The 22,510-nt window shown below is 64.8% G+C and carries 17 protein-coding genes; 14 read left to right on the plus strand and 3 right to left on the minus strand.

The window, feature by feature from the left end:
* The first annotated feature begins 13 nt into the window (after positions 1–13).
* The 8 genes from FJX73_05475 to FJX73_05510 all read left to right on the plus strand — a co-directional run bounded on the left by FJX73_05475 (position 14) and on the right by FJX73_05510 (position 12,167).
* Positions 14–829, plus strand: coding sequence for a hypothetical protein (locus tag FJX73_05475; GenBank protein ID MBM3470226.1), 816 nt, complete (start codon positions 14–16; stop codon positions 827–829).
* A complete protein-coding gene (locus tag FJX73_05480) occupies positions 826–2,004 on the plus strand; it encodes a WYL domain-containing protein (GenBank protein MBM3470227.1) in 1,179 nt (392 codons plus the stop codon). The genes FJX73_05475 and FJX73_05480 overlap by 4 nt, the downstream gene beginning before the upstream one ends.
* A gap of 95 nt (positions 2,005–2,099) precedes the next feature.
* Positions 2,100–4,925 (plus strand): DEAD/DEAH box helicase, encoded by a 2,826-nt coding sequence (locus FJX73_05485; protein ID MBM3470228.1) that lies wholly within the window; start codon positions 2,100–2,102, stop codon positions 4,923–4,925.
* The gene (locus tag FJX73_05490) at positions 4,922–5,581 is read left to right on the plus strand and encodes a hypothetical protein (protein MBM3470229.1); all 660 of its coding nucleotides are present in this window, start codon (positions 4,922–4,924) and stop codon (positions 5,579–5,581) included. The genes FJX73_05485 and FJX73_05490 overlap by 4 nt, the downstream gene beginning before the upstream one ends.
* A gap of 124 nt (positions 5,582–5,705) precedes the next feature.
* On the plus strand, positions 5,706–7,145 hold the full coding sequence (locus tag FJX73_05495; GenBank protein ID MBM3470230.1) for a hypothetical protein: 1,440 nt from the start codon (positions 5,706–5,708) through the stop codon (positions 7,143–7,145).
* Between the two features lie 53 nt (positions 7,146–7,198).
* Positions 7,199–7,921 (plus strand): hypothetical protein, encoded by a 723-nt coding sequence (locus FJX73_05500; protein MBM3470231.1) that lies wholly within the window; start codon positions 7,199–7,201, stop codon positions 7,919–7,921.
* A gap of 49 nt (positions 7,922–7,970) precedes the next feature.
* On the plus strand, positions 7,971–10,619 hold the full coding sequence (locus FJX73_05505; GenBank protein ID MBM3470232.1) for a hypothetical protein: 2,649 nt from the start codon (positions 7,971–7,973) through the stop codon (positions 10,617–10,619).
* Between the two features lie 57 nt (positions 10,620–10,676).
* A complete protein-coding gene (locus FJX73_05510) occupies positions 10,677–12,167 on the plus strand; it encodes an SAM-dependent DNA methyltransferase (GenBank protein MBM3470233.1) in 1,491 nt (496 codons plus the stop codon).
* An 8-nt stretch (positions 12,168–12,175) separates the two neighbouring features.
* Here the strand turns inward: FJX73_05510 and FJX73_05515 are convergent, their stop codons facing one another.
* Entirely contained in the window at positions 12,176–14,479 is a 2,304-nt protein-coding gene (locus FJX73_05515; protein ID MBM3470234.1) for a penicillin acylase family protein, read from the minus strand.
* 118 nt (positions 14,480–14,597) lie between these two features.
* On the opposite strand from FJX73_05515, the gene FJX73_05520 reads away from it, so the two are divergent.
* The 5 genes from FJX73_05520 (at position 14,598) to FJX73_05540 (ending at position 19,696) form a co-directional block, all read left to right on the plus strand.
* Positions 14,598–15,536, plus strand: coding sequence for a cation transporter (locus FJX73_05520; GenBank protein MBM3470235.1), 939 nt, complete (start codon positions 14,598–14,600; stop codon positions 15,534–15,536).
* A gap of 5 nt (positions 15,537–15,541) precedes the next feature.
* Positions 15,542–17,197, plus strand: a complete 1,656-nt coding sequence (locus FJX73_05525; GenBank protein ID MBM3470236.1) for a hypothetical protein — start codon at positions 15,542–15,544, stop codon at positions 17,195–17,197.
* Positions 17,194–18,000, plus strand: a complete 807-nt coding sequence (gene pgl / locus FJX73_05530; GenBank protein MBM3470237.1) for a 6-phosphogluconolactonase — start codon at positions 17,194–17,196, stop codon at positions 17,998–18,000. Before FJX73_05525 ends, pgl begins: the two co-directional genes overlap by 4 nt.
* A 216-nt stretch (positions 18,001–18,216) precedes the next feature.
* Positions 18,217–18,666 carry a hypothetical protein gene (locus FJX73_05535; GenBank protein ID MBM3470238.1) on the plus strand — a complete coding sequence of 150 codons (450 nt, stop codon included), beginning with the start codon at positions 18,217–18,219 and terminating at the stop codon, positions 18,664–18,666.
* Positions 18,647–19,696 carry a helix-turn-helix transcriptional regulator gene (locus FJX73_05540; GenBank protein ID MBM3470239.1) on the plus strand — a complete coding sequence of 350 codons (1,050 nt, stop codon included), beginning with the start codon at positions 18,647–18,649 and terminating at the stop codon, positions 19,694–19,696. Before FJX73_05535 ends, FJX73_05540 begins: the two co-directional genes overlap by 20 nt.
* Here the strand turns inward: FJX73_05540 and FJX73_05545 are convergent, their stop codons facing one another.
* On the minus strand, positions 19,697–20,206 hold the full coding sequence (locus tag FJX73_05545; GenBank protein MBM3470240.1) for a bifunctional nuclease family protein: 510 nt from the start codon (positions 20,204–20,206) through the stop codon (positions 19,697–19,699).
* Positions 20,207–20,291: 85 nt separating this feature from the next.
* On the minus strand, positions 20,292–21,938 hold the full coding sequence (locus FJX73_05550; protein MBM3470241.1) for a hypothetical protein: 1,647 nt from the start codon (positions 21,936–21,938) through the stop codon (positions 20,292–20,294).
* Positions 21,939–21,950: 12 nt separating this feature from the next.
* Here FJX73_05550 and FJX73_05555 point away from each other — a divergent pair, with 12 nt between their 5' ends.
* Complete coding sequence (locus FJX73_05555; GenBank protein MBM3470242.1) at positions 21,951–22,493, plus strand: LemA family protein; 543 nt, start codon at positions 21,951–21,953, stop codon at positions 22,491–22,493.
* Positions 22,494–22,510: the final 17 nt, after the last annotated feature.

The following is a 22,510-nucleotide window of genomic DNA, read 5'->3' on the forward strand; positions in this document are numbered from 1 at the left end:
CGTGGGATAGGGCATGTTGCACAAGGTCGCTGGTATCTCGAGGAAGGGCCGGGACGAACTCGCGCTGGTGGCGGGTCGGGGGAGGAGATTGGTGTCCGTTTCGGAGGCCGCCAGCGCTCTCAGGGTGGACAGGCAGGCGGCAGCCCGGAAGTTGGCGCTATGGGCTGAGGAAGGTTGGCTCCGACGTGTGAGGCGCGGTCTCTACATCCCTGTTCCTGTGGAGGCTCAGGATCCCCGTTCCTGGTCCGAAGACCCGTTCGTCTTGGCAGATGCCGTCTGGAGTCCCTGCTATTTCACTGGCTTGACAGCCGCGAACCACTGGGGGCTTACGGAGCAGATCTTCCGAACCACCGTGCTCAAGACAGTCCGCCGGGTGCGCTCCTCCCGCGAGCGTTTCCTCGATCACGAGTACCTCGTCGCGCACATCCCCGAGCGCCTGATGGACTGGGGCCTCCGGCCCATCTGGCGAGAGGAGCGACGGGTGTGGATTGCCGACCCTGCTCGCACAGTCACAGAGATCCTCGACGCCCCCCTGCTTGGAGGCGGCATTCGTCAGGTCGCCGAGATCGTTGCCGCGTACCTGAACGAGCACGACTGGAAGACCTTGGTCGAGTACGGGGATCGTCTTGGGAACCGCGCCGTATTCAAGCGGCTCGGCCACCTGGTGGAGACGGCAGGCCTCGGGAAGCCCGGGTTAGTGGCGATGTGCCGGGACCGGATCTCTACGGGTGTATCTCTGCTCGATCCGAACGGCCCAGCGGGCGGCAAGCGAGTGGCAGAGTGGGGCATCCGGGCTAACGTCCAGGTCCCTCGGCACGGGGCTTCATGATTCCCCCAGGTGAGATCCGCGCGCTGCGGGCCGAGTGGCGGCTCCGGGACGACATCATCGAGAAGGACTACGTCCTGGGCTGGCTGCTCGCCGGCATCGCAACGGATCCAGCGCTCTCGGCCACCTGGGTGTTCAAGGGCGGCACCTGCCTCCGGAAGTGTTACTACGAGACATTCCGGTTCTCCGAGGATCTCGACTTCACAATTGTCGGAGGTGGCCCGGAAGAGCCGAACGAGCTCCTCCTGGCGTTCAGGCGGATCGGCGAGTGGCTCTTAGACCGATCGGGCATTGAGCTCGTGCCTGACGAGCAGTCCTTCACCAGGCAGAGAAACCTCCGAGGGAACCCGACAACCCAAGGCCGGATCGCCTTCCGGGGGCCAATCCGATCACCCATGCCCCCGAAGGTCAAGCTTGATCTCACGAGCGACGAGGTCGTCGTGGAAGCACCGGTTCGTCGCCCCATATCACACCCCTACAGCGACGGCGCGCTCCCGGTGGTAGACGGCGTCCTCTGCTACTCGATCGTGGATCTCATGGCCGAGAAGATTAGGGCTCTCGCTGAGCGGTGCAGGCCGCGGGACCTCTACGATGTCGTCCACCTGTACAGGTATCCCGACCTCAGGGAGCGCGCGGCTGCTGTGTCGGCCGCGCTCAGCCGAAAGTGCACACATGTCGGGATCCCGGTGCCCACCGCTGAGACGATCCGGTCATCGCCGTACCGAGAAGAGGTCGAGATAGAGTGGCACAACATGCTGGCCCACCAACTGCCTCACCTGCCACCGTTCGCAGAGTTCTGGGCCGCCCTGGACGAGGTCTTCGCATGGGTGCGAGGTGAGTGGGCGGTCCCCACTCACCGCCGAGCCGAGATCGGCGATCTGCATGCCAGCTGGATGCCCCCGCGTGCGATGGCCTCGTGGCGGCGCGGTGCGCCACTCGAACTGATCCGGTTCGCCGGCGCGAACCGCCTGAAAGTCGAGATCGACTACCGTGCCGAAGCGGGCCGGCAAGGCCCTCGCGTTGTCGAGCCGTACTCGCTCCGGATGACGAAGGACGGCAACCTCGTGCTCTTTGTTGTCAACGACCGGGGCCAGCTCAGGGGCTACCGGGTCGACAGGATCGCTGGCGCGCGCGTCACGGAGGCGCCGTTCCAGCCCCGGTACCTTGTCGAGTTCTGAGCGTCCGGGGCCAAGGCCCCAGGGATGGCTCTGAGGCAGGGAGAATGGTGCAATGACCTACTGAGGCATGCCGGGCTTTATCCGGCCAGGTGGGCATGAACCCCGAACAGGAAGCGCGCCAGCGAATTGACGACCTGTTGACCCGGGCCGGCTGGGCCGTGCAGGATGCCGGCGCCGTCAACCTGTACGAGCGCCGCGGAGTCGCCGTGCGCGAGGTCGCCCTCAAGACCGGCCACGGCGAGGCCGACTACCTGCTGTACGTGGACGGCAGGGCTGCCGGCGTAGTCGAGGCCAAACGAACGGGTTCTACTCTCACAGGTGTTGAGCCACAGTCCAAAAGATACAGCGAAGGGCTCCCAGACGACCTGCCTGCCTGGCGGCGACCTCTCCCCTTCCTCTATGAGAGCACTGGGGTCGAGACCCGGTTCACCAGCGGCCTTGATCCCGACCCGCGCAGCCGCCAGGTGTTCGCGTTCCACCGGCCGGAGACCCTGGCCGAGTGGCTGGCCATCCCTGGGACGGTGGCCGAAGCGCGGCTCCGCGAGGAGTTGAAGGCGGCAGAGGAACGCGAGATCTACGTCGCGCTTCCCACACTGCGCCACGGTCTCAGGATGATGCCTCCGCTGAACCCGCGAGGGCTGTGGTCGGTACAGGCTCAGGCAATCCAGAACCTGGAAGCGTCTTTGGCACGGGACCACCCCCGTTCCCTGGTTCAGATGGCCACGGGCAGCGGGAAGACGGTCATGGCCGCTCACCTGGTCTACCGGCTCGTCAGGCACGCCGGCGCCGGGCGCGTCCTCTTCCTCGTGGACCGCAGCAACCTCGGCCGCCAGACTCTGCGCGAGTTCCAGGGCTTCGTCAGCCCCGACGACGGCAGGAAGTTCACCGAACTCTACAACGTGCAGCACCTCCAGTCCAACCGCATCGACCAGGTGAACCGCGTCTGCATCGCCACCATCCAGCGCATCTATTCGATGCTGAAGGGGGAGGAACTGGATCCGGAACTGGAAGAGCAGTCCGCCTTCGAGATGCTGCCGCTCCGAAAGGAACCTGCCCCCGTCGAGTACAATTTAGATATCCCCATCGAGACCTTCAACGTCATCATCACCGACGAGTGCCATCGTTCCATCTACAACCTCTGGCGGCAGGTGCTGGAGTACTTCGACGCTTTCCTCATCGGCATGACGGCCACGCCATCGAAGCAGACCCTGGGCTTCTTCAACCAGAACCTGGTCATGGAGTACAGTCACGAGCAGGCCGTCGCCGACGGCGTGAACGTGGACTTCGACGTCTACCGCATACGCACGGAGATCACCGAACGCGGCTCCAAGGTTGAGGCCGGGTACTACGTAGACCGCCGCAACCGCCAGACGCGCGCCGTGAGGTGGGAGCAGCTCGACGAGGACCTCGTGTACGCCCCCAATCAACTGGACCGGGACGTGGTGGCTCCCGACCAGATTCGCACGGTCATCCGCGCCTTCCGTGATCGACTTTCTACTGAGATCTTTCCCGGACGTTCCGAAGTACCCAAGACGCTCATCTTCGCGAAGGACGACAGCCACGCCGATGACATCGTGCAGATCGTGCGGCAAGAGTTTGGGCGCGGCAACGAGTTCGCCCAGAAGATAACCTACAAGACGACCGGCGCGAAACCCGAGGACCTGCTGCAGGCCTTTCGCACTTCCTACTTCCCACGCATCGCCGTCACCGTGGACATGATCGCCACCGGCACGGACATCCGCCCCCTGGAGGTCGTCCTCTTCATGCGGAACGTCCGCAGCCGCAACTTCTTCGAGCAGATGAAGGGCCGCGGTGTGCGGATCATCTCCTCCACCGAGTTCCAGTCCGTCACCCCCGACGCCGCCCACAAGACCCACTTCGTCATCGTAGACGCGGTGGGTGTGACAGAGCAGAACCTCTCCGACTCCTACTCCCTGGAGAAGCAGCCTACCATCCCCTTCGAGAAGCTGCTGGACGCGGTGGCCATGGGCAACCGGGAGCCGGAGGTCCTCTCCTCCCTGGCCAGCCGGCTGGCACGCCTGGACCGCCAGCTCACGGTTTCGGATCGGCGCGCTCTCCAGGACGTGGCTCAGGGTCTGGCTCTCAAGGAGATGACTTCCGCCCTGCTCAAGGCTGCGGACCCGGACGCCGTGCTTGACGCCGCCCGCCAGGCGACGGGCCAGGACGAACCGCCGGAAGAAGCCGTTGCACGGGCGCGGAGGGACCTCGCGGAGGCGGCTGCCCGCCCACTCGCCGCCAACCCAGAACTGCGCCAGCGTCTCATCGACATTCGACGGTCGTACGAGCAGATGATCGACACCGTCAGCCAGGATCGTCTCGTGGAAGCCGGTTACTCCGCTGACGCCACCGACCGCGCCCGGGCCCTGGTGCGGTCCTTCCAGGAGTTCATCGCACAGCACCGCGATGAGATCACTGCCCTGCAGGTCCTCTACAGCCGGCCCTATCGGCAGCGCCTGACCTACCGGGATATCAGGGGCCTTGCCGACGCCTTGCAGATGCCTCCCAGGGCGCTGACGCCTGACCGGCTGTGGGCTGCGTACCAGCAACTCGACCGATCCCGCGTGCGCGGATCCGGCCATCGGATGCTGGCTGACATTGTTTCTCTGGTGCGCTTCGCGATCGGCCAGGACGCGGAGTTGGTCCCATTTGCCGACCATGTGCGGGAGCGGTTCGATACCTGGCTGGCGGTCCAACAACTGATGGGTCGCGCCTCCACGGCCGAGCAGCGCCGCTGGCTGGAAGCCATCCGCGACCACATCGCGGGCAGCGTGAGCATGGGGCTGGAGGACTTTCAGTTGTCACCCTTTGACCAGCGGGGAGGCCTGGGCCGGGCCTACGCCCTCTTCGGGAAGGAGTTGGAGGCGCTGCTGGACGAGTTGAACCGGGAGTTGGTGGCATGAATAGGCTGTCGTGCGCTTACTGCGGAAGCAGCGTGTCGAGAGCCGACAGAGAGCATGTTGTCCCCCGGTGCCTCTATCCCGACTCCAAGAGGAGTTCGAAGGTTCAGCGGCTGACCGTCCCTGCCTGCAGATCCTGCAACACCAGTTGGTCTGACGACGAAGCGCATTTCCGCAATATGATGCTGATCGCAGGCGAACCGAACTCGTCGGTACAGGAGCTCTGGCAAACCAAGACACGGCGGAGTTTCCGGGAAGTCGACGGGCCACGGCGGATGCGGGACCTTCTCTTCCAGCTGAAACCCGTTGAGACTGCAGACGGGCTGAGGCACATGGTCTATCCGGCCAGCGATGAGCGAGTCATGCGAATCATCCGGAAGATCGTGCGGGGCCTTTGTCATCATCATTGCGTAGTGTCCCCTGTCCAGGACCAGCAGGTGCGGGCACGCGTTCTGGAATACCTAGCACCCCCAGAGCTCCTGGACGAGATGAGCTACCACCACTTGGAAAAGGATGTCTTCGAGTATCGGTATGCGGTCCTCGATGAGCCGGAGATCAACTCCGCATGGCTGCTGACGTTCTTCGAGCGCCGGAAGTTCATCGCCACTGTGACTCCCCTGCAACCGCTCAGTGAGGCGAACGGTGAAACAGGTAACTGAAGCAAGCGAGCGCACCGAACCTGTCCCCAGGGCACAACTCCTGCCTCCAGGGTGGGTGTGGACTACTTTGGGAGAGGTTTGCCTGGTCAACCCAAGTACCATCGCCGGGCCTCTGGGAGACGACGTGCCAGTCTCCTTCGTTCCGATGGCCGCCGTTGAGACCGCCACTGGGCGAGTAGATGCAAGCCGGGTGCGACCCTACAGCGAGGTCGCGAGGGGCTACACACGTTTCTCCGAAGGGGATGTTCTGTTCGCCAAGATCACTCCTTGCATGGAAAATGGCAAGATTGCGGTGGCCCGGGGTCTGACGAACGGCGCAGGTTGCGGATCAACAGAGTTCCATGTGCTCCGACCGTTGGGCCACGTTTCCAGCGAACTGGTCATGTACTACCTGCTCCAAGACAACTTCCGAAAGGAAGCGCGCAGGCACATGGCCGGGACGGCAGGGCAACTGCGGGTGCCGGCTTGGTTTGTTAGCGAAGCGCCCTTTCCACTCCCACCTCTCCAGGAGCAGCACCGCATCGTCGCGGAGATCGACAAGCACCTCACCCGCCTGGATGCCGCCGTCGCCTCTCTCCAGCGAGCCCGGGCCAACCTGAAGCGCTACCGCGCCAGCGTGCTCAAGGCGGCGTGTGAGGGACACCTGGTGCCCACCGAGGCCGAGTTAGCCCGTCACGAGGGTCGGGGCTACGAGCCTGCCTCGGTGCTGCTGGAGCGCATCCTAGAGGAGCGCCGCGCCCGGTGGGTGGCTCATGGGAAGCGCCGTGGCAAGTACCGGGAATCCCAACCGCTGGACACTTCCAATCTACCAGCGCTTCCTGAGGGCTGGGTGTGGGCCACGGTGGAACAGATTGGCTCTGTGGGTAGCGGGCACACGCCAAAGGGTGTTGCCGGATACATAACACCCTCTGGAGAGATACCCTGGTTCAGGGTTGGAGACATGAACTTGCCCGGCAATGAGCGGTTCATGAGGAATGGTACCGCTTTCGTCTCTTCAACAGATGCCGGGTTGCTGGGGCTTCGGGCATTTCCACCAGGGACTATCGTCTTCCCGAAGCGAGGCGGTGCAATCGTGACTAACAAGAAGCGCCAACTCGCACTTCCTAGCGCCCTTGATTTGAACACGATGGGAATTGTGCCTAGCCCTCTCGTCGCAGCCTACGTCTGGTGGTGGTTTCAGACAGTGCCTCTTGTAGCACTGCATGATGGTTCAAATGTGCCTCAGATCAACCATGACGACATTGCACCGTTGCTAGTGCCACTTCCGCCGCTCTCGGAGCAGCGCCGAATAGTCGCCGAGGTGGAGCGCCTCCTGGCCGTGATCCAGGCGGCGGCAGAGATGCTGGGGGCTAACCTGCAGCGCGCGGAGCGGCTGCGTCAGGTCGTCCTCCGACGCGCCCTTGAGGGGAAGCTCGTTCCCCAAGACCCCACCGACGTGCCGGCCTCCGTGCTGCTGGAGCGCATCCGCGCGGAAGAGGAACATGCGGGGAGGAACACCGAAAAGGCGAGACGAAAAGTCAGCCGCCGACAGAAGGCTGAGTTAGAAGGCCCAGCGGGGGCATGACCCATCGAGCGACAAAGCGCAGTCGCGGCCGACCAAATGCCGTCGAGGTACTCGTGGCGAAGGTCGAGCAGCAATTCGACCCACTCGTGCTGCCCGCCGCTCACGGTCACGCTGGGACGCAGGGGGCCCAGGAGCGCCTAACTGCAGCCCTGGAGAGCGTCAATAACGCCCTGCTGACCATGAGCCTCTCGCGGGCTGCCAACCGAGCTGTGCAGAAGAAGGATCTTCGCGGGCGCCTGTCCGAGACTCAGCTCGACATTCTGCGGGCAGCCATCGCGTTTGCTGGTGCGGGCCTGGACGCCGCCCTGAAGAAGCTGATCAAGGATACAGTTCGGGACATCGCTCTCCGCATTCCCTCGGCACGGCGGAAGTTCCTGGACTTCATCGATCGGCACCTCGCCGCATCCGACCAACCCGTTGATCGGCGCCGGCTAGCAGAGATCCTTGTGGATGGCCGTGGCAGCCAAGCAGCCCTGTTGGAAAGCTACGAGCGGGAGCTCACCGGCGACAGCCTTCAGTCAGTCGATCAGGTCAACGTCGTCTGTGGAGCCCTGGGCATTGACACCCGCACGATCCGGGAGCGTCTGAAGCCCGGCGCCACGCTCGACCAGATGTTTAGGGCGAGAAACGACATCGTTCATCAGCTTGATCTAACAGACCGCGGCCGCAAGGCGCGAACGTTCACGGAAGTTCGCGAGTTCGCAATGGAGGCCCTCGCTGTCACTCAGGAGATCATCAATGCAGTCGCCACGACGCTCGAGGAGAGGGTCCTCTAAGACGCGGGTTAGCCGCAGCCGTTGGAGGGACAAAGAGGGGTCGTGACTCATGCCTGAGCTCGAACTCAACACGCAGGATCTCCCAACGCACCTTACTCGCGTAGCCGCGCGCCTTCGACTGGTCGGTCCAGATGCCTCTGGGGACACATTCCTCCTGACGTCGTACCTTTTCGAAGCGTCGCTGAAGACCATCGCGATTGCCCTCTGGTCTGGCCTGCGCGGGAGTTCTGCCGAGAACGCGTACGCCGTCGCATACAGGCTCGTGCGGGCAGACGGTCTTGGCGAGTGGGAAGACTCGATCTACCAAATGAGTTCGCAGCCACTTGCGGGCTACCTGTCCCCGGTCTTCCAACCAACGATCAACTGGCTAACACAGAAACGCAAACCACCAGCGGACGATTGGTTTCTTGCCGCGATTGGTGCCTCGGACCGGATCATCTCCTTCTTGGGGTTGGAACCGGATAGCGACGTCAGCCGGTATCGCACCATACGCCACCTCTTGAAGTCATTGGTACTGATTCGGAACAAGACCAAGGCCCACGGAGCGGTTGGCCCTGAGTTCTTCCAGATGGCGAACCCGCACTACCTTACCGCGGTTTCTGCTATCGCAGTACGCTGCCCCCTGTTTAGGGCCCGCTGGATGCACCTGTCTATCCGGGTGTCGAAGAACACAGTCCGCGGGGTTGATTTGGTCGGGCCAGAACCCAGGCACATTCGAGACGCTGAATGCGAGGAGTTTTCGCCCACGGTCCCAGGCGTCCACGTAGCGCTGGCAAGAGGCATTCAGCCCTTCTATGTAGGCGAATTCCTCAGAACAACGGTGGAGTGCAAGGCGTTCCTGCTCCCGAACGGCGGTTTCACTACTGCAAATGGCGCCGAGTTCATCGACTTCGCAAATGGGGAGACGGAAAGGCTTGACCTGCCTGCCTACGCGTTACCGCCTGCGCCGCTACCCCCAAGCGAGACAGAGGGTCTCCCAGACCTAGATATCCAGAGCAATGTGTTCGGGAATCTGCCACCGCGACCGCATGGGTATGTGGAGCGGCCGCAGTTGCAGGGCGATCTTCTCACACGCCTGCTCGACAGGAATCATCCGATCATCACCCTCCATGGGCGCGGAGGCATAGGGAAGACGAGCCTCGCATTGTGGGCCGCCCACGAGTTAGCTTCTCGTGCTGAGCCACCCTTCAGTTTCATCGTGTGGTTCAGTGCACGCGATGTCGACTTACGCCCGACCGGACCAGCGCCTGTGCGAACGGCCGTGGTCGATCTCAAGTCTGTCTCAAGGGTCTATGGAGCGATGTTTGCTACCAAACCCTCTGAGGATGCTTTCGCTCGGATGCTTCAGGCGCCGCAGCCCGATGGGACCGGACGGCTGCTCATCTTCGACAACTTCGAGACCTTCGCGGATTCCCGTCAACTCCACAGGTTTCTTGACACCCATACCCACCTGCCGAACAAGGTGCTGATGACTAGCCGGGAGCGGGCGTTCAAGGCCGACTATCCGATTGAAGTGCGTGGGATGGAACCGGCAGAGGCCAGGAGTTTGCTCGCGTCAGTCGGGAGAGAGTTGGGGATCGAGGGTCTGCTGAATGATGATGCCGTCGAGTCCATCTACAGGTACACAGATGGACATCCGTATGTCATGCGGCTCGTCCTCGGAGAGATGGCCAAGGAACGCCGCTATGTACCTCCCAAGGATCTCCTGCCCAGAAGAATCGACATTGTGAATGCAGTGTTCGAGAGGTCATTCAACAAGCTGTCCCAGCATGGCAAGTGGGTGTACCTTCTGACCGCAAATTGGAGAACTGCCATCGCTGAGCTTGCTCTCGTTGTAATCTGCGCAGAGCGCGATGTCGACGCGGAGGCTGGTGCCGAAGAATGCGTGCGTCTCTCGCTTCTCACCGCCGAACAGACCCCGGCTGGGAGTTACTACTACTGGGCGCCTGAACTTGCACGCGTATTCGGACGGAAGAAGCTTGATAGTGACCCCGATCGCCTAGCCATCCAACAGGCCCTCGCAGACCTTCGGCGCTTCTGCGTGCTGAAGCCGGGACAGGTCGCCACTACCTCACACTCAGACGTTGTGAACCGCTTCCTCGAATCGGCTCTGGAGGATACCAGCTCCACCGACGCGCAGGAAATCGATCGCCTGAACGGCATTCTCGAAAGGATTGCCGAGTTGTATCCACCGGCATGGGGACAAGTCGCCGCGTTCCGCAGGCACTTCAGACTGCCCGGCCAGGACATCGAGTACGCCCTTCGTCGTTGGGTCGAAGAACAGCCGTTCGACAAGACCGCCTGGCTCCAGCGCGCCGAGTACGCACGGGAGGTCAGCGACCAAGAAACCCAAATCTCCTCCCTCGTGAGCGCGGTTGACGCTGACCCGCGAGACATCTCACTCCTGCGTGATGCGGCCCTCGCTCTATGTCAGTTCATCGACGCCCGCAAGGCTGCGATCCCAAGGACGCGACGCGGGGTGTACCTGGCAGGGGTCCGAGACCATATGGAGAGGTCAGCCGGCGATCTTGACGCGACAGCCCTTAGCAGGCTTGCCTGGCTCTTTCTCCTCGAGGACAATCGCGAAAAGGCTCTCTACTACGCAAAGCTCGGACTCGACAAAGAGCCTGGTAACGAACACTGTCGACGAATCGTGCAACGTCTCGAGCCGCAGGCGGGCCGTCCAACTCGGCGCTGAACCAGAAGGCCGCTTAGAGCGGCCGCAGGTTACCGCGGACCGTTCGGAGGTGCGGGCATGAGCACGGCCTCGGCTATCGGCCAGAAGTTGTGGAACTACTGCAACGTCCTCCGGGACGCCGGCCTCTCATACGGCGACTACCTGGAGCAACTTACCTACCTGATCTTCCTCAAGATGATGCATGAGCGGGCGCAGCCGCCGTACTCGCTGTTGCCGGACTTCCAGCCCCCGCCCATCCCTGAAGGGTACGACTGGCCGAGCCTCCTGGCCCGGGATGGCGACGAGCTGGAGACGCACTACCGGCATCTGCTGGAACGGCTGGGACGGGAGCAGGGTACCCTAGGGGTCATCTTCCGCAAGGCCCAGAACAAGATACAAGATCCGGCGATGTTGCGCCGGCTCATCGTGGACCTCATTGATCGGGAGAACTGGTCAGCGCTCAGCGCCGACGTGAAGGGCGACGCCTACGAGGCGCTACTGGAGCGCAACGCCCAGGACGTGAAGACGGGCGCGGGACAGTACTTCACGCCCAGGCCGCTCATCCAGGCCATCGTGGACGTCATACGTCCTGCGCCGAGCATGACTATCTGCGACCCTGCCTGTGGCACCGGTGGGTTCCTTTTGGCCGCCCATGATTACATCGTCAGGCACTACCCGCACATGGACCGCGGCCAGCGTGAAGAACTGAAATACCGCGCGCTATATGGCTGGGACATCGTGGAGGGCGTGGCGCGTCTGTGCGTCATGAACCTGTACCTCCACGGCGTCGGCGGCGATGAGACGCTGATCAAGGTGGACGACAGCCTCCGGGCTCATCCGGGCACGGACTTCGATATGGTCCTGACGAATCCGCCGTTCGGGAAGAAGTCCAGCCTGACTTTCGTGAACGGGGAGGGCGAGCAGGCCAGAGACACCCTGGTCGTCATCCGGGACGACTTCTCGGCGTCCACGAGCAACAAGCAGCTCAACTTCCTCCAGCATGTGAGAAGCATTCTCAAGATCCACGGCCGGGCGGCCGTGGTCGTCCCAGACAATGTGCTCTTCGAGGGCGGCGCCGGGGAGACCATCCGCCGCCGGCTGCTCCACGAGTGCGACGTCCACACGCTGCTCCGCCTGCCCACGGGCATCTTCTATGCTCAGGGCGTCAAGGCCAACGTCCTCTTCTTCGACCGCAAGCCGGCCAGCCAAACCCCCTGGACCAAGACCCTCTGGATATATGACCTTCGTACCAACAAGCACTTCACCCTGAAGACCAATCCACTGACACGGGCTGATCTCGACGACTTCGTGGCCTGCTGCAATCCCGAGAACCGCCACGCCCGGAAGGAGACCGGGCGTTTCCGCCCATTCCCGTACGAAGAACTGGTGAAGCGCGACAAGGCGAATCTTGACATCTTCTGGCTCCGGGACGAGAGCGTGGAGGACTCCGCCAGCCTGCCCCCTCCCGAGGTGCTGGCTGAAGAGATAGTAGAGGATCTGCGCGCGGCCCTGGAGCAGTTTGAGGAAATCGGCGCAGACCTCGAGCCGAAGCCCTACCCCTCCGCTTGATACAAACCCTACCTCGGCGCCAGCACCAGCCTTCCGACCGCGGCGTCTTCGATCTTCTGCCGCGAAAACAGCAGCGGCACGTACTCTCCCCTCGCCCAAAGCGCCGCGAAATCACGGTAGTGCCGGTGGAAGGGCAGGCCGCTCTGCCCCGTTGTGTGGATCACCAGCGACCGATCCCAGTCCGCCGGGTCGAGGATCTGCCGGTACGAGGCCACCACAACCTGCCGGAACGGCTCTTCCGGGTTGAAGGCGCTGTTGTTGACAGTGAAGGCGTCGCCGCCTACCTCTGGGGGCGTCGTGTTGAAGATCCAGGCCAGGGACCTGATGCGCCCGATGGGATGGACGAAGGTGGGTTGGTGCAGCCTTCCCCACCGCCACCCCTCCCGCTTGGGTCCGAGCTGCCCTTCCAGGGTCCGCACCGCATCGCGCAGCGCGGTCTCCACCAGCCGATCGCGGCTGCCCCGCCACCAACCAGAGGAAGGGTCGCGCAGCAGCGCGAGCACCGTCTGCACCGCCCCCTCGTACTGGCGCAGGTAGCGACCGAAGACCGCCTCGTCGAGTGGCGTCCGGAACACCTCCTTGACCAGGGCATCCAGGAGCGCCTCGTACACGGCGGCAGGCCGGCTGGAAGCCGAGAGCACGCCGTCCCACTGGAGCAGTTCGGCAAAGACCGGCTGGAGCGCCGGGTCCAGGATCCTCACCGGCCGCAGCGCCTCGACCATGGCCCTGCCCGGGAGCGAGGTCACGTCGCTGTGGATGCGCTTGAAGGTCTCGACCGACTGGGTGCCCTCAGAGAGGAGCTCATTGATGCGCCGCGCGCGGTACCCCACGTCCCAGTCGCGGCCCAGGAAGTGCGGATAGCCCGGCGGCGCGATGCGGTTGTTGGCGGTGAGCAGGAACCCATCGCGCCCATGGGCGCTGGGGAGCGCCTCGAACGGCAGCCATCCGGTCCACTCGTGCTCGCCGGTCCACCCGGGCACCGGCACCGCGCCCGTTCCCTTGGCCCGTACAGGGATGCGCCCCGGCATCTGGTAGCCGATCTCGCCATTGCGGTGGGCGAAGACGAAGTTCTGGGACGGCGCGTCCCACGCCCTCAGCGCCTGCCGGAACTCATCCCAGGTGGACGCGCGGTTGACCCCGTCCACCGACTCGATGATGGTGCTCGACTCCAGCGCCGTCCACCGCAGCGCCAGAGGGGCGTGCAGCCCACGCACCACATTGTTCAGGATCGGGCCGTGGCGCGTGACGCGCACGATCTCGACGGCCGGCTCGTTCCGGCCCTTGACCTTGATCGTCTCGCGGACTACGGTCGCCGGGATCCACTGCCCCTTGTGCAGATACCGCGCCGGATCCTCGGGATGGAACCGCTCAATGTACAGGTCCTGCACGTCGGGGTTGGCGTTGGTCACGCCCCACGCGATGTCCCGGTTGTGCCCGACGATGACGCCGGGCACGCCTGGGAATGTGGCCCCGACGACGTCGTAGGGCCCGCCGTTCAGGTGCATCAGGTACCAGATAGACGGCATCTGGGATTCCAGGTGCGGATCATTGGCCAGCAACGGGCTGCCGGTCTCCGCGCGGTTTCCGGCGACGACCCAGTTGTTGCTGCCTATGCCGGGCAGGCTCCTCAGGCCCATGCCCGGAAGGTACCACCCGCCGGTGATGACCGGCGCGTCGGACGGGTACCCAGGCAGCAGCCGCTCCAGCGCACCGTCGCCGAACCGTTCGAGGAGTTGCTGGCGCAGTATCTCCACCCGCCAATCGCCGCCCAACACCCACGCCATCAGCTTGCCGTAAGCCAGGCTGTCGGCCGGGGTCCAGGGCTCAGGAGCGAAGCCCAGCAGCGTGAACTCGATGGGAAGCCGGCCGCGCGCGCCTGCGATGAAGGCGTTCACCCCGGCGGCGTAGGCGTCAAGGTTCTGTTTCGTCTGCGGGCTGACGGCGCCCAGGTGCGCCTCGGCGACGCGCCGCAGGCCGATCGTGCGCAGGAACCGGTCGGTCGGCAGCGCCGCCTCACCGAAGATCTCGGCCAGACGGCCGGAGGCGGTACGGCGGTTGAGCTCCATCTGCCAGAGACGATCCTGCGCGTGGACGAAGCCCTGCGCGAGAAACAGCGCGCGTGAGGACCGCGCGAAAAGGTGGGGGATTCCCCACCGGTCGCGCACCACCTCCACGGGATCGCCCAAACCGGAGACGCGTACCGCCCCAGAGATCTGAGGGAACGGGCGGCGCGCCAGATAGACGCCGGCTCCACCGGCGACGGCGGCAACGGTCAGGATCACTACCAGCAGGACGAGCAGCAGGCGGCGCATAAGGCACCTCGTGGGTGAAGCGTGGTCGCCGCTGTGTTCGCCCTGTGGGCCGATCCTCCTCTGGCGCCTGCGGGTGGTGGCAGACTAAGATAGGGCCGAAGTCATGGTGGGGTGAATGATGCAGACACCTGCCGGGCCAACCGGTTCCCGCAAGCTTCGCGCAGCCGGCATCTCGCTGGCAGCCGGCGTGGCGATCCTCGGGCTCAAGGTGGCCGCCTACATGGTCACCGGTTCGGTGGCGCTGCTCTCCGACGCCGCGGAGTCGGTGGTCAACATCCTGGCGGCGAACGTCGCGCTGGTGAGTCTGCTGGTCGCGGTTCGCCCCCCGGACGAAGGCCATCAGTACGGCCACGCGAAGGCCGAGTACGTTAGCAGCGCCACCGAAGGGGCGATGATTGCGGCGGCCGGCGGTTGGATCGTGCTGACCGCGGCCAACCGGCTGCTCAACCCGCAACCACTGGTTCACATTCCTGTTGGCCTCTTTCTGCTGGTGGCCGGCACGGCATTGAACCTGGCCGTCGCGCTCTACCTGCTGCGCGTGTCGCGCGCCGGGCGGTCAATCGCGCTCGAGGCGTCGGCCAAGCACCTTCTTTCGGACGTCATCACCTCCGCGGGCGTCTTCGTCGGGCTGGGCCTCGTGGCCGTCACCGGCTGGGCGCCTTTGGACGCGATCGCGGCCATCGTCGTCGGCGCCAACATCGGCTGGATGGGGCTGGTGCTGTTGCGGCGCTCGATCAGCGGCCTGATGGACGCCCGGTTTCCTCCCGAGGAAGAGGCCAAGATCCGGACGGTACTCGACGAACACCAGGGCGAGATCGTTGAGTACCACGCGTTGCGCACCCGTGAGGCCGGCGCCGACCGGTTCCTCGATGTGCACCTGGTGCTGCACAGGTCGTTCTCGGTCGGCCAGGCGCACCTTATCTGCGACGACCTGGAGCACCACCTGCAGGAGGAGCTGCCCGGCGTTGACGTGACGATCCACGTGGAGCCGTGCGACGCCTCCTGCGCCCGCTGCGCGGAGCCGGCGCAGGACGCGCTCTCACGCGGGGTGCGGTAGAGCAGATGGGCGATCAACGTCCATGGTTTGCTGGGTATCGGGACCACGTCGAGGACCGGCTGCGCGACTGGCAGGAGATGGGATTCTCGCGGCGACTGTGGGCCGGAGATCCGACCCTGTGGTCGGCCGGGTGGTCGGCCGAGGCGTCAGGCGGTCCGGTACCCGAGCTGGCCGACCGCCTGGGCTGGCTTGCGCTTCCAGAGGCGATGCGAGACAGGCTCGGCGACCCGGTGGACTTCGCCCGCGACGTGGCGGAGGCAGGCACGCGCCACGTTGTGCTGCTGGGGATGGGCGGATCGAGCATGGCCCCGGAGGTGTTCCAGCGCACGTTCGGGCCGGCAGCAGGCGCTCCCAGGCTGATCGTCCTCGACAGCACGCACCCGGCAGCCGTTCGCCGGGTCGAGTCTCAGGTTGACCTGGGGCGGACGCTCTTCCTGGTATCCAGCAAATCCGGGACCACAACCGAGACGCTGTCGCTCTTCAGGTACTTCTGGCACCGCACAAGCCAGGCCCAGGCACGGCCCGGAGACAGATTCGTCGCAATTGCCGATCCTGGGACGCCCCTGGAGCGCCTGGCCCAGGAGCGCGGGTTCCGCCGCACGTTCCTGGGCCCGGTTGACGTGGGAGGGCGGTACTCTGCGCTCTCCGTGTTCGGGCTGGTGCCAGCGGCGCTGATAGGCGTTGACGTGCGCCTGGTGCTCAGCCGCGCCCAGGCGATGGCCGCCGCATGCGGGCCCGCCGTGCCCGAGACCGACAACCCGGGTCTGGTGCTGGGGGCCGCGCTGGGCGACCTTGCGCTGGCAGGACGCGACAAGGTGACCTTCCTTGCTTCACCCTCGCTGGCAGCTCTGCAGGCATGGATCGAGCAACTCGTCGCCGAGAGCACCGGCAAGGACGGGAAGGGCATCGTTCCGGTGGTGGACGAGCCGCTGGACGTGCTCGATGTGCAGGAGAGATGCGGCCCCGACCGCGTCTTCGTTTACCTGCGCCTCGCCGGCGACGACTCTCGCGATCTGGATGATCTTGCCGATGCGCTCGATGCGGCCGGCCATCCGGTTGCCCGCCTGCACATGGCAGAGACGGCGGATCTCGGGGCCGAGTTCTTCAGGTGGGAAGTGGCGGTGGCCGCGGCCGCGGCTGTGCTGGGCATACACCCGTTCAATCAGCCGGACGTACAGCTGGCCAAGGAGCTGGCAGGGCAGGCCATGGCGCGGGCGGCCGGTCCGGATGAGCCGGCCGGTGATCTTGGCGCGTGGGCCGAGCAGGTGCGTCCAGGCGACTATGTGGGGCTGCAGGCGTACCTGGCCCCGGACGAGGCAACCAACGCGGCCCTGGCGGGATTGCGGCACGCCGTCTCCGCACGGTGGGGTGTGGCCACGACCCTGGGGTACGGCCCGCGCTTCCTGCACTCGACCGGGCAGTTGCACAAGGGCGGGCCGGATACCGGGGCATTCATCCAGCTCGTTGATGATGTGGGCGAGGACCTGGATATCCCGGAGACAGGGCATACGTTCGGTGGATTGATCAGGGCCCAGGCCCTGGGCGACCTGCAGGCCCTGCGGCAGCGCGGCCGCCGGGTCGTGCGGGTGGATCTGGACAGGGACGTTGCCGGAGGGCTTGCCCGCATCAAGGATCTCCTGAGCAGGCCGGCACCGGCATGACCGAGCGTCTACCGGCCCGGGGGAATGCGGCGGCCGACCAGTTGACCCCTGCTGTGCGCCCATTCCCTGACGTGGCGTCGCTCGCCAGGGCGGCGGCGCATGAGCTGTGCGGTGTGGTCGCGTCTGCCCTCGCGATCCGCCCCCTGTGCCACGTTGTTCTCTCCGGGGGCAGGGCCCCGCGCGAACTCTACCGCGCGCTGGCGACCGACTTCCGGGACGAGATCCCCTGGGACCGGGTGCACCTCTTCTGGGCGGACGAACGCTACGTGCCCGCGGACGACCCTCGCAGCAACTACCGTCTGTCGCGGGAAGCGCTTCTGGACCACGTGCCGGTCCCGCAGCAGAACGTTCACCCCATGCCCACCGATCTCCCCGACGCGGAAGATGCCGCGGAGGCCTATGCGCAGATCCTGCGGGCGCACTTCTCCGGCCCCTGGCCGCGCTTCGATCTGGTGCTGCTGGGCCTGGGGAGCGATGGGCACACCGCATCTCTTTTTCCCGGTTCTCGGGCAGTCGCGGAGAAGAAGCGTTGGGTCATATCCGTTCGGGCTCCGGTCAAACCATCGCGGCGATTGACGCTGACCCTGCCCGTGATCAACCGCGCGCGAATGGTCTGGTTCCTGGTCTCCGGAGCAGAGAAGGCCTCTGCCCTGCGTAGGGTGCTTGTCGGGTCGCCTGCGCCGCAGCGGTGCCCGGCGGCGGGCGTCCGCCCGATCAATGGAGTGGCGACCTGGTGGACCGACGCGGCCGCGGCCTCGGGGCTGAGACTGCCAGGGCGGCCGCCACATCCACCACTCCCCTGAGGAACTTCCCGGCGACCCGATGCGACCCGATCGCTCTCCTCGCGCAGTTGAGCCGGGCCATCGAAGACAACCTCATGGCGAAGCGAAGACATCGAAGGGGCGCTGGTTCGCTTAGCCGAGTATCTCGAGTTTGCCCAAGCCCCGGCCGTCACGCTGCTCGTGGGGGGAGGCTCAGCACTCGCCATCAGGGGTTTCGCAAAGCAGACCACGAAGGACGTGGATGTCATCGCGCTTGTAATAGAGGACAGGGATCCCCGATCGCTGGAGAAGGCAGATCCGTTTCCGGACTATCTCACAGAGGCCGCAAGCAAGGTTGCATTGGATCTTGGCTTACCGCGGGGTTGGATCAACCCGGGGCCAGCCTCTTTGCTGGACTCTGGTCTCCCCTCAGGATGTCCGGAACGGTCGTTGCGTGTGCGGTACGGCGCGCGCCTCGTCGTGTGCTTCATCGACAGGTTTGACCAGATCCACCTGAAACTGTATGCGGCAGTTGATCAAGGAGGAGGCCGGCACCTGACCGATCTCTTGAGCTTACAGCCTTCGTCCGGTGATCTGCTGAAGGCGGCCACATGGGCGATGACGCATGATCCATCGCCGGGCTTCCGCGAGAAACTCCTTTCGCTGCTGACACAAATGGGTTTCGAAGATGTGGCTGCAGAGCTTTAGATCGGCCTATCTAGAAGCGGTCCTGGAACTCCTCTGGCGTCAATGGACGACTCTTGGGGTTTTCGGGCAAGAAGGATACTCAGCTCCCGGGCCAATCGACCCCGAAGCACTAATCATCGCGACGATCTGGTTTGGGCGTTATGAACCGCGGCTCTTCGACGGTGCCGCAGAATGGTGGTTGAAGAACAGCGAGTGGCTGAGCAGCACACGGCTACAGAAGCTGCAAAGGGGCCTGATGCCACCGGAGCGCCGTGCTCTGGCCGCGGGCATGGAAGCCGTTCTCCCACACGAAGGGCCGCGGAAGCGGAAATGGAAGAGACTTGTTGCGGAGGGACACGAAGAGCCAGCTCCAACCGATCCGGAGACCTTCTTTTTGCTTCGAGATGGGAAGCCCTTGCCTCAAGTTGGTGTTCCGGATCCCACCTTCCTGCGTCTCGGGTATCTGCGACCGAAGCTGGAACCCCGACGGATGTCCGAGACCGTGCCTCTAGATCGGTATGGAAACCTGCGGGTGAGACTCCGCGCTTTCTTCGGGGTCAACTCGCGGGCCGAGATAGTCCTGTATCTCCTAGCGCATGAATCCTGCTACCCGAGGCTCTTGGCAAGGCAAACGCACTACGCCTACGCTTCGATTTCTGCCGCACTCAAGCAGATGGCTCTCTCCGGCCTCGTCTCCGCGAGTCGCTTTGGCAGGGAGGTTGAGTACCGGATCGACAGGCCAAGATGGCAGATGTTCTTTGGGCTGTCAAAGGAAGTGGTATGGATCAACTGGGCTCTGGTATTCAAAGCTCTCCACGACGTCTGGGAGTGTATTGAGAACTTGAAGGGTCGCACGGCGACGAGGTCAATCCTGGAATCGGAAATCCGCCGATGTGCCGGAAGAGTCAACGTGATGCTGCGTAGCAGTGAACTGGGCTTCGCTTTCTCCAAGGATGGTTTCGGAGGAGCCAGGGAATACCTGACGACATTCTCGGAGGAAGTAAGAAAGCTATTCGAGGCGTTCGGAGTTGCGCTCGGTGGCCCTCTCTAGCTAGTGCACCGGGCCCTTGAAGTCTCCGGGCTTCACCCGCTCGAGGAACTTTCGGAACTCCTGGGGGTCCAGCTCGTCGCTCAGCGCTTCCGGATGCTCCCCTGCCTCCGTGGACTTTCGCAGCGGAATGCCCTGCTGCGCCACCTTCTCCTCTACGAAGATCGGGGCGTCGGCCCGCAGGGCGATCGCTATTGCGTCGCTGGGCCGAGAGTCTAGGACCAGCGCTCCTCCATCGCGTGCCAGGTGTATCTCGGCGAAGTAGGTGGCATCGCGGACGTCGCTCACGACGACGCGGGTAACCTTTGCGGAGAGCTGCTCGAGCAACGTGGAGAACAGGTCGTGCGTCATCGGACGGGGCGGCTGGACGCTCTGGAGCCGCATCGCGATCGCCATCGCCTCCGCCTGGCCTATCCAGATGGGCAGCGCGATCGTCTCCTCCTGGTCAACCAGCAGCACCAGGGGGTTGTTTTGCTGGTCGAGGGCGACCCGCCGGACCTTCATGAGTCGCACTCCAAGCTCCCCCTTCCGGAGGGGGCGCCGAAAGGCACCCCTGCTCCGCAATTATAGCAAACCCGGCGCCTCAGGAGGTCGCGCCTCAGGGGGTCGCCGTGATCACCAGCGGCGCCCGGCAGATCGGGCGGCCCGCCGCGTCCTTGGGCGTGATTGTCACCGTGCGCGCCCGGCTGCTCACCTCCACCTTCGCGTAGGTGTAGCGGTCCATGACAGCGCAGCTCATGCCGACGCCCTGCGGGACCGGGGCGGTAAAGAACGCGAGCAGCGCGGGAACGACGGCCCGCCCGCCTACCCCGGCGACTGATTCGGCATAGGGCGTAGCCGCGATCGGGCCGGTTACGACCTCCTTCATGCCCGCGGTCGCGAAGGGGGGCGCGAACGTGGACAGGCGCACGTCGTTGACCAACGTCGCGTGGGTGTCGCCGGTGAGCCACACCACGTTCTTGATACCGCTGTCGCGAATGAACGTGAGGATCTCCGCCCGTTCGGCCGCGTAGCCCTCCCATCGGTCGTAGGGGAGGGCGAAGAACTCCTGGATCGGCGTCTGGTTCAAGATCAACTTCCAGGTGGCGGTGCTGCGGGCCAGCTCTTGCTTCAACCAGAGCTTCTGGCCGATCCCCAGCATGGTGCGGTTGGGGTCGGCGAGTGCCTCCAGGCACCCAGGGGGTACGGGCAGGCGCATCTGGGGAACCAGGGGGGCGAAGGCCGCCCGGATGGGAGGCGGCAGCGTCGGCGCCAAGTCAGGCACCCGGCCGCCCGGCGGGTTGTCGCAGGCCGCCGTCTTGCTCACGTGCCGGCTCCGGTAGGACCGCCCGTCGAGCACGAACAGCTCGATCTCGCGACCCCAGCGGAACTTGCGGTAGATCCGGCCGCCGGGCTGCTCGGCGATCGGCGAGTACTCCATAAACGCCCGGTGCCCCTCTGCCCATCTCCGGGCGTCCACCGTCTCCCGGTCGTAGTCGTTCTCAACCTCATGGTCGTCCCAGGTGACGATCATTGACGTACTGGCCGTGAAGTTGCGGAACGTGGGTATGGAACGGATCTCCTTGTACTTCCCGCGGTAGGCCTCCAGCGTGAAGACGGGATTCGGCACGAGCGATGAGTCCGGGTACATGTTGTCGCCCAGGTGGGCGAAGAAGTCGGGCCGGTCGGCGACCACGGCGTCCAGCAGGCCCAGCGAAAGCGCCGGGACGCCGCCCACGTGCCCGCCGTCGGAACACGCCGAGTACGCGAAGGTCAGGTCGGCAGAAGCGTCCGCCGCCGGAGGGGTTACGAAAGCTCCTTGCTGGGAGTAGGCCCCGCGTCCGGCGCGGAAGCGGTAGTAGTACCGCGTGGCCGGCGCCAGCCCTGATGCCAGGACCTTCACCGTGAGGTCCCGCTCCGGGTTCGGCGTCACGGTGCGCTGGAAGGCGATGGATCCGAACTGCGGATCCGCCGACACCTCAACGGTGACCGGAGCGAGGCGGCTGGGGCGCGTCCACAGCAAGGCGGACGTCTCGCGTACATCTCCGGAGGCCACGCCGTGGGGGAACAGCAGCGACACCTGCGAGAAGGCCGGCGCCACTGTGGCGATCACGGCGGCGGCGATGATTCCGATCACGAGAACTCGCATCGGGATTCCTCCTTCAGGAAGCGGTTGGCCGCCGCCCTCTCCGGGGCTACGCCCGCTAGGGGATTCGTGCCCCGGCGCCGAAGCCCCTTCGCACAACGGCCAGGCAGCGGCCGGCATGGAGGTGGGCGCGTGATATACGTCGTCGGGATTCTGATACTGCTCGCCCTGTATGTCGTGTTGCTCTACAACCGGTTGGTGGTCTTCCGCAACAGGATTGACAACGCCTGGTCTCAGATTGATGTGCAGCTCCGCAGGCGGTACGACCTTATCCCCAACCTGGTGGAGACCGTGAAGGGCTACGCGACCCACGAGCGCGAGGTGTTCGAGCGCGTGACCGAGGCGCGTTCCCGTGCCATCGCCGCGGGGAGCGTGGGGGAACAGGGGCAGGCGGAGAACATGCTGACCCAGGCGCTGCGCAGTCTCTTTGCGGTTGCCGAGAACTACCCGCAGCTCCGCGCCAGCGAGAACTTCATGCACCTCCAAGAGGAGCTGAGCGGCACGGAGAGCAAGATCGCCTTCTCCCGCCAGTTCTATAACGACACGGTGCTGCGCTACAGCAACGCCCGCCAGGCGTTTCCCGCGGTGCTCCTGGCCGGTCCGCTGGGCTTCGGCCCGCGCGATTACTTCGAGATGGAGGACGTGGCGCGGGAGCCGGTCAAGGTGGCGTTCTAGGCGGCCCGCGCCAGGCC

The organism is Armatimonadota bacterium (genome assembly GCA_016869025.1).
In the GTDB taxonomy this organism is placed as follows: Bacteria; Sysuimicrobiota; Sysuimicrobiia; order Sysuimicrobiales; family Humicultoraceae; genus VGFA01.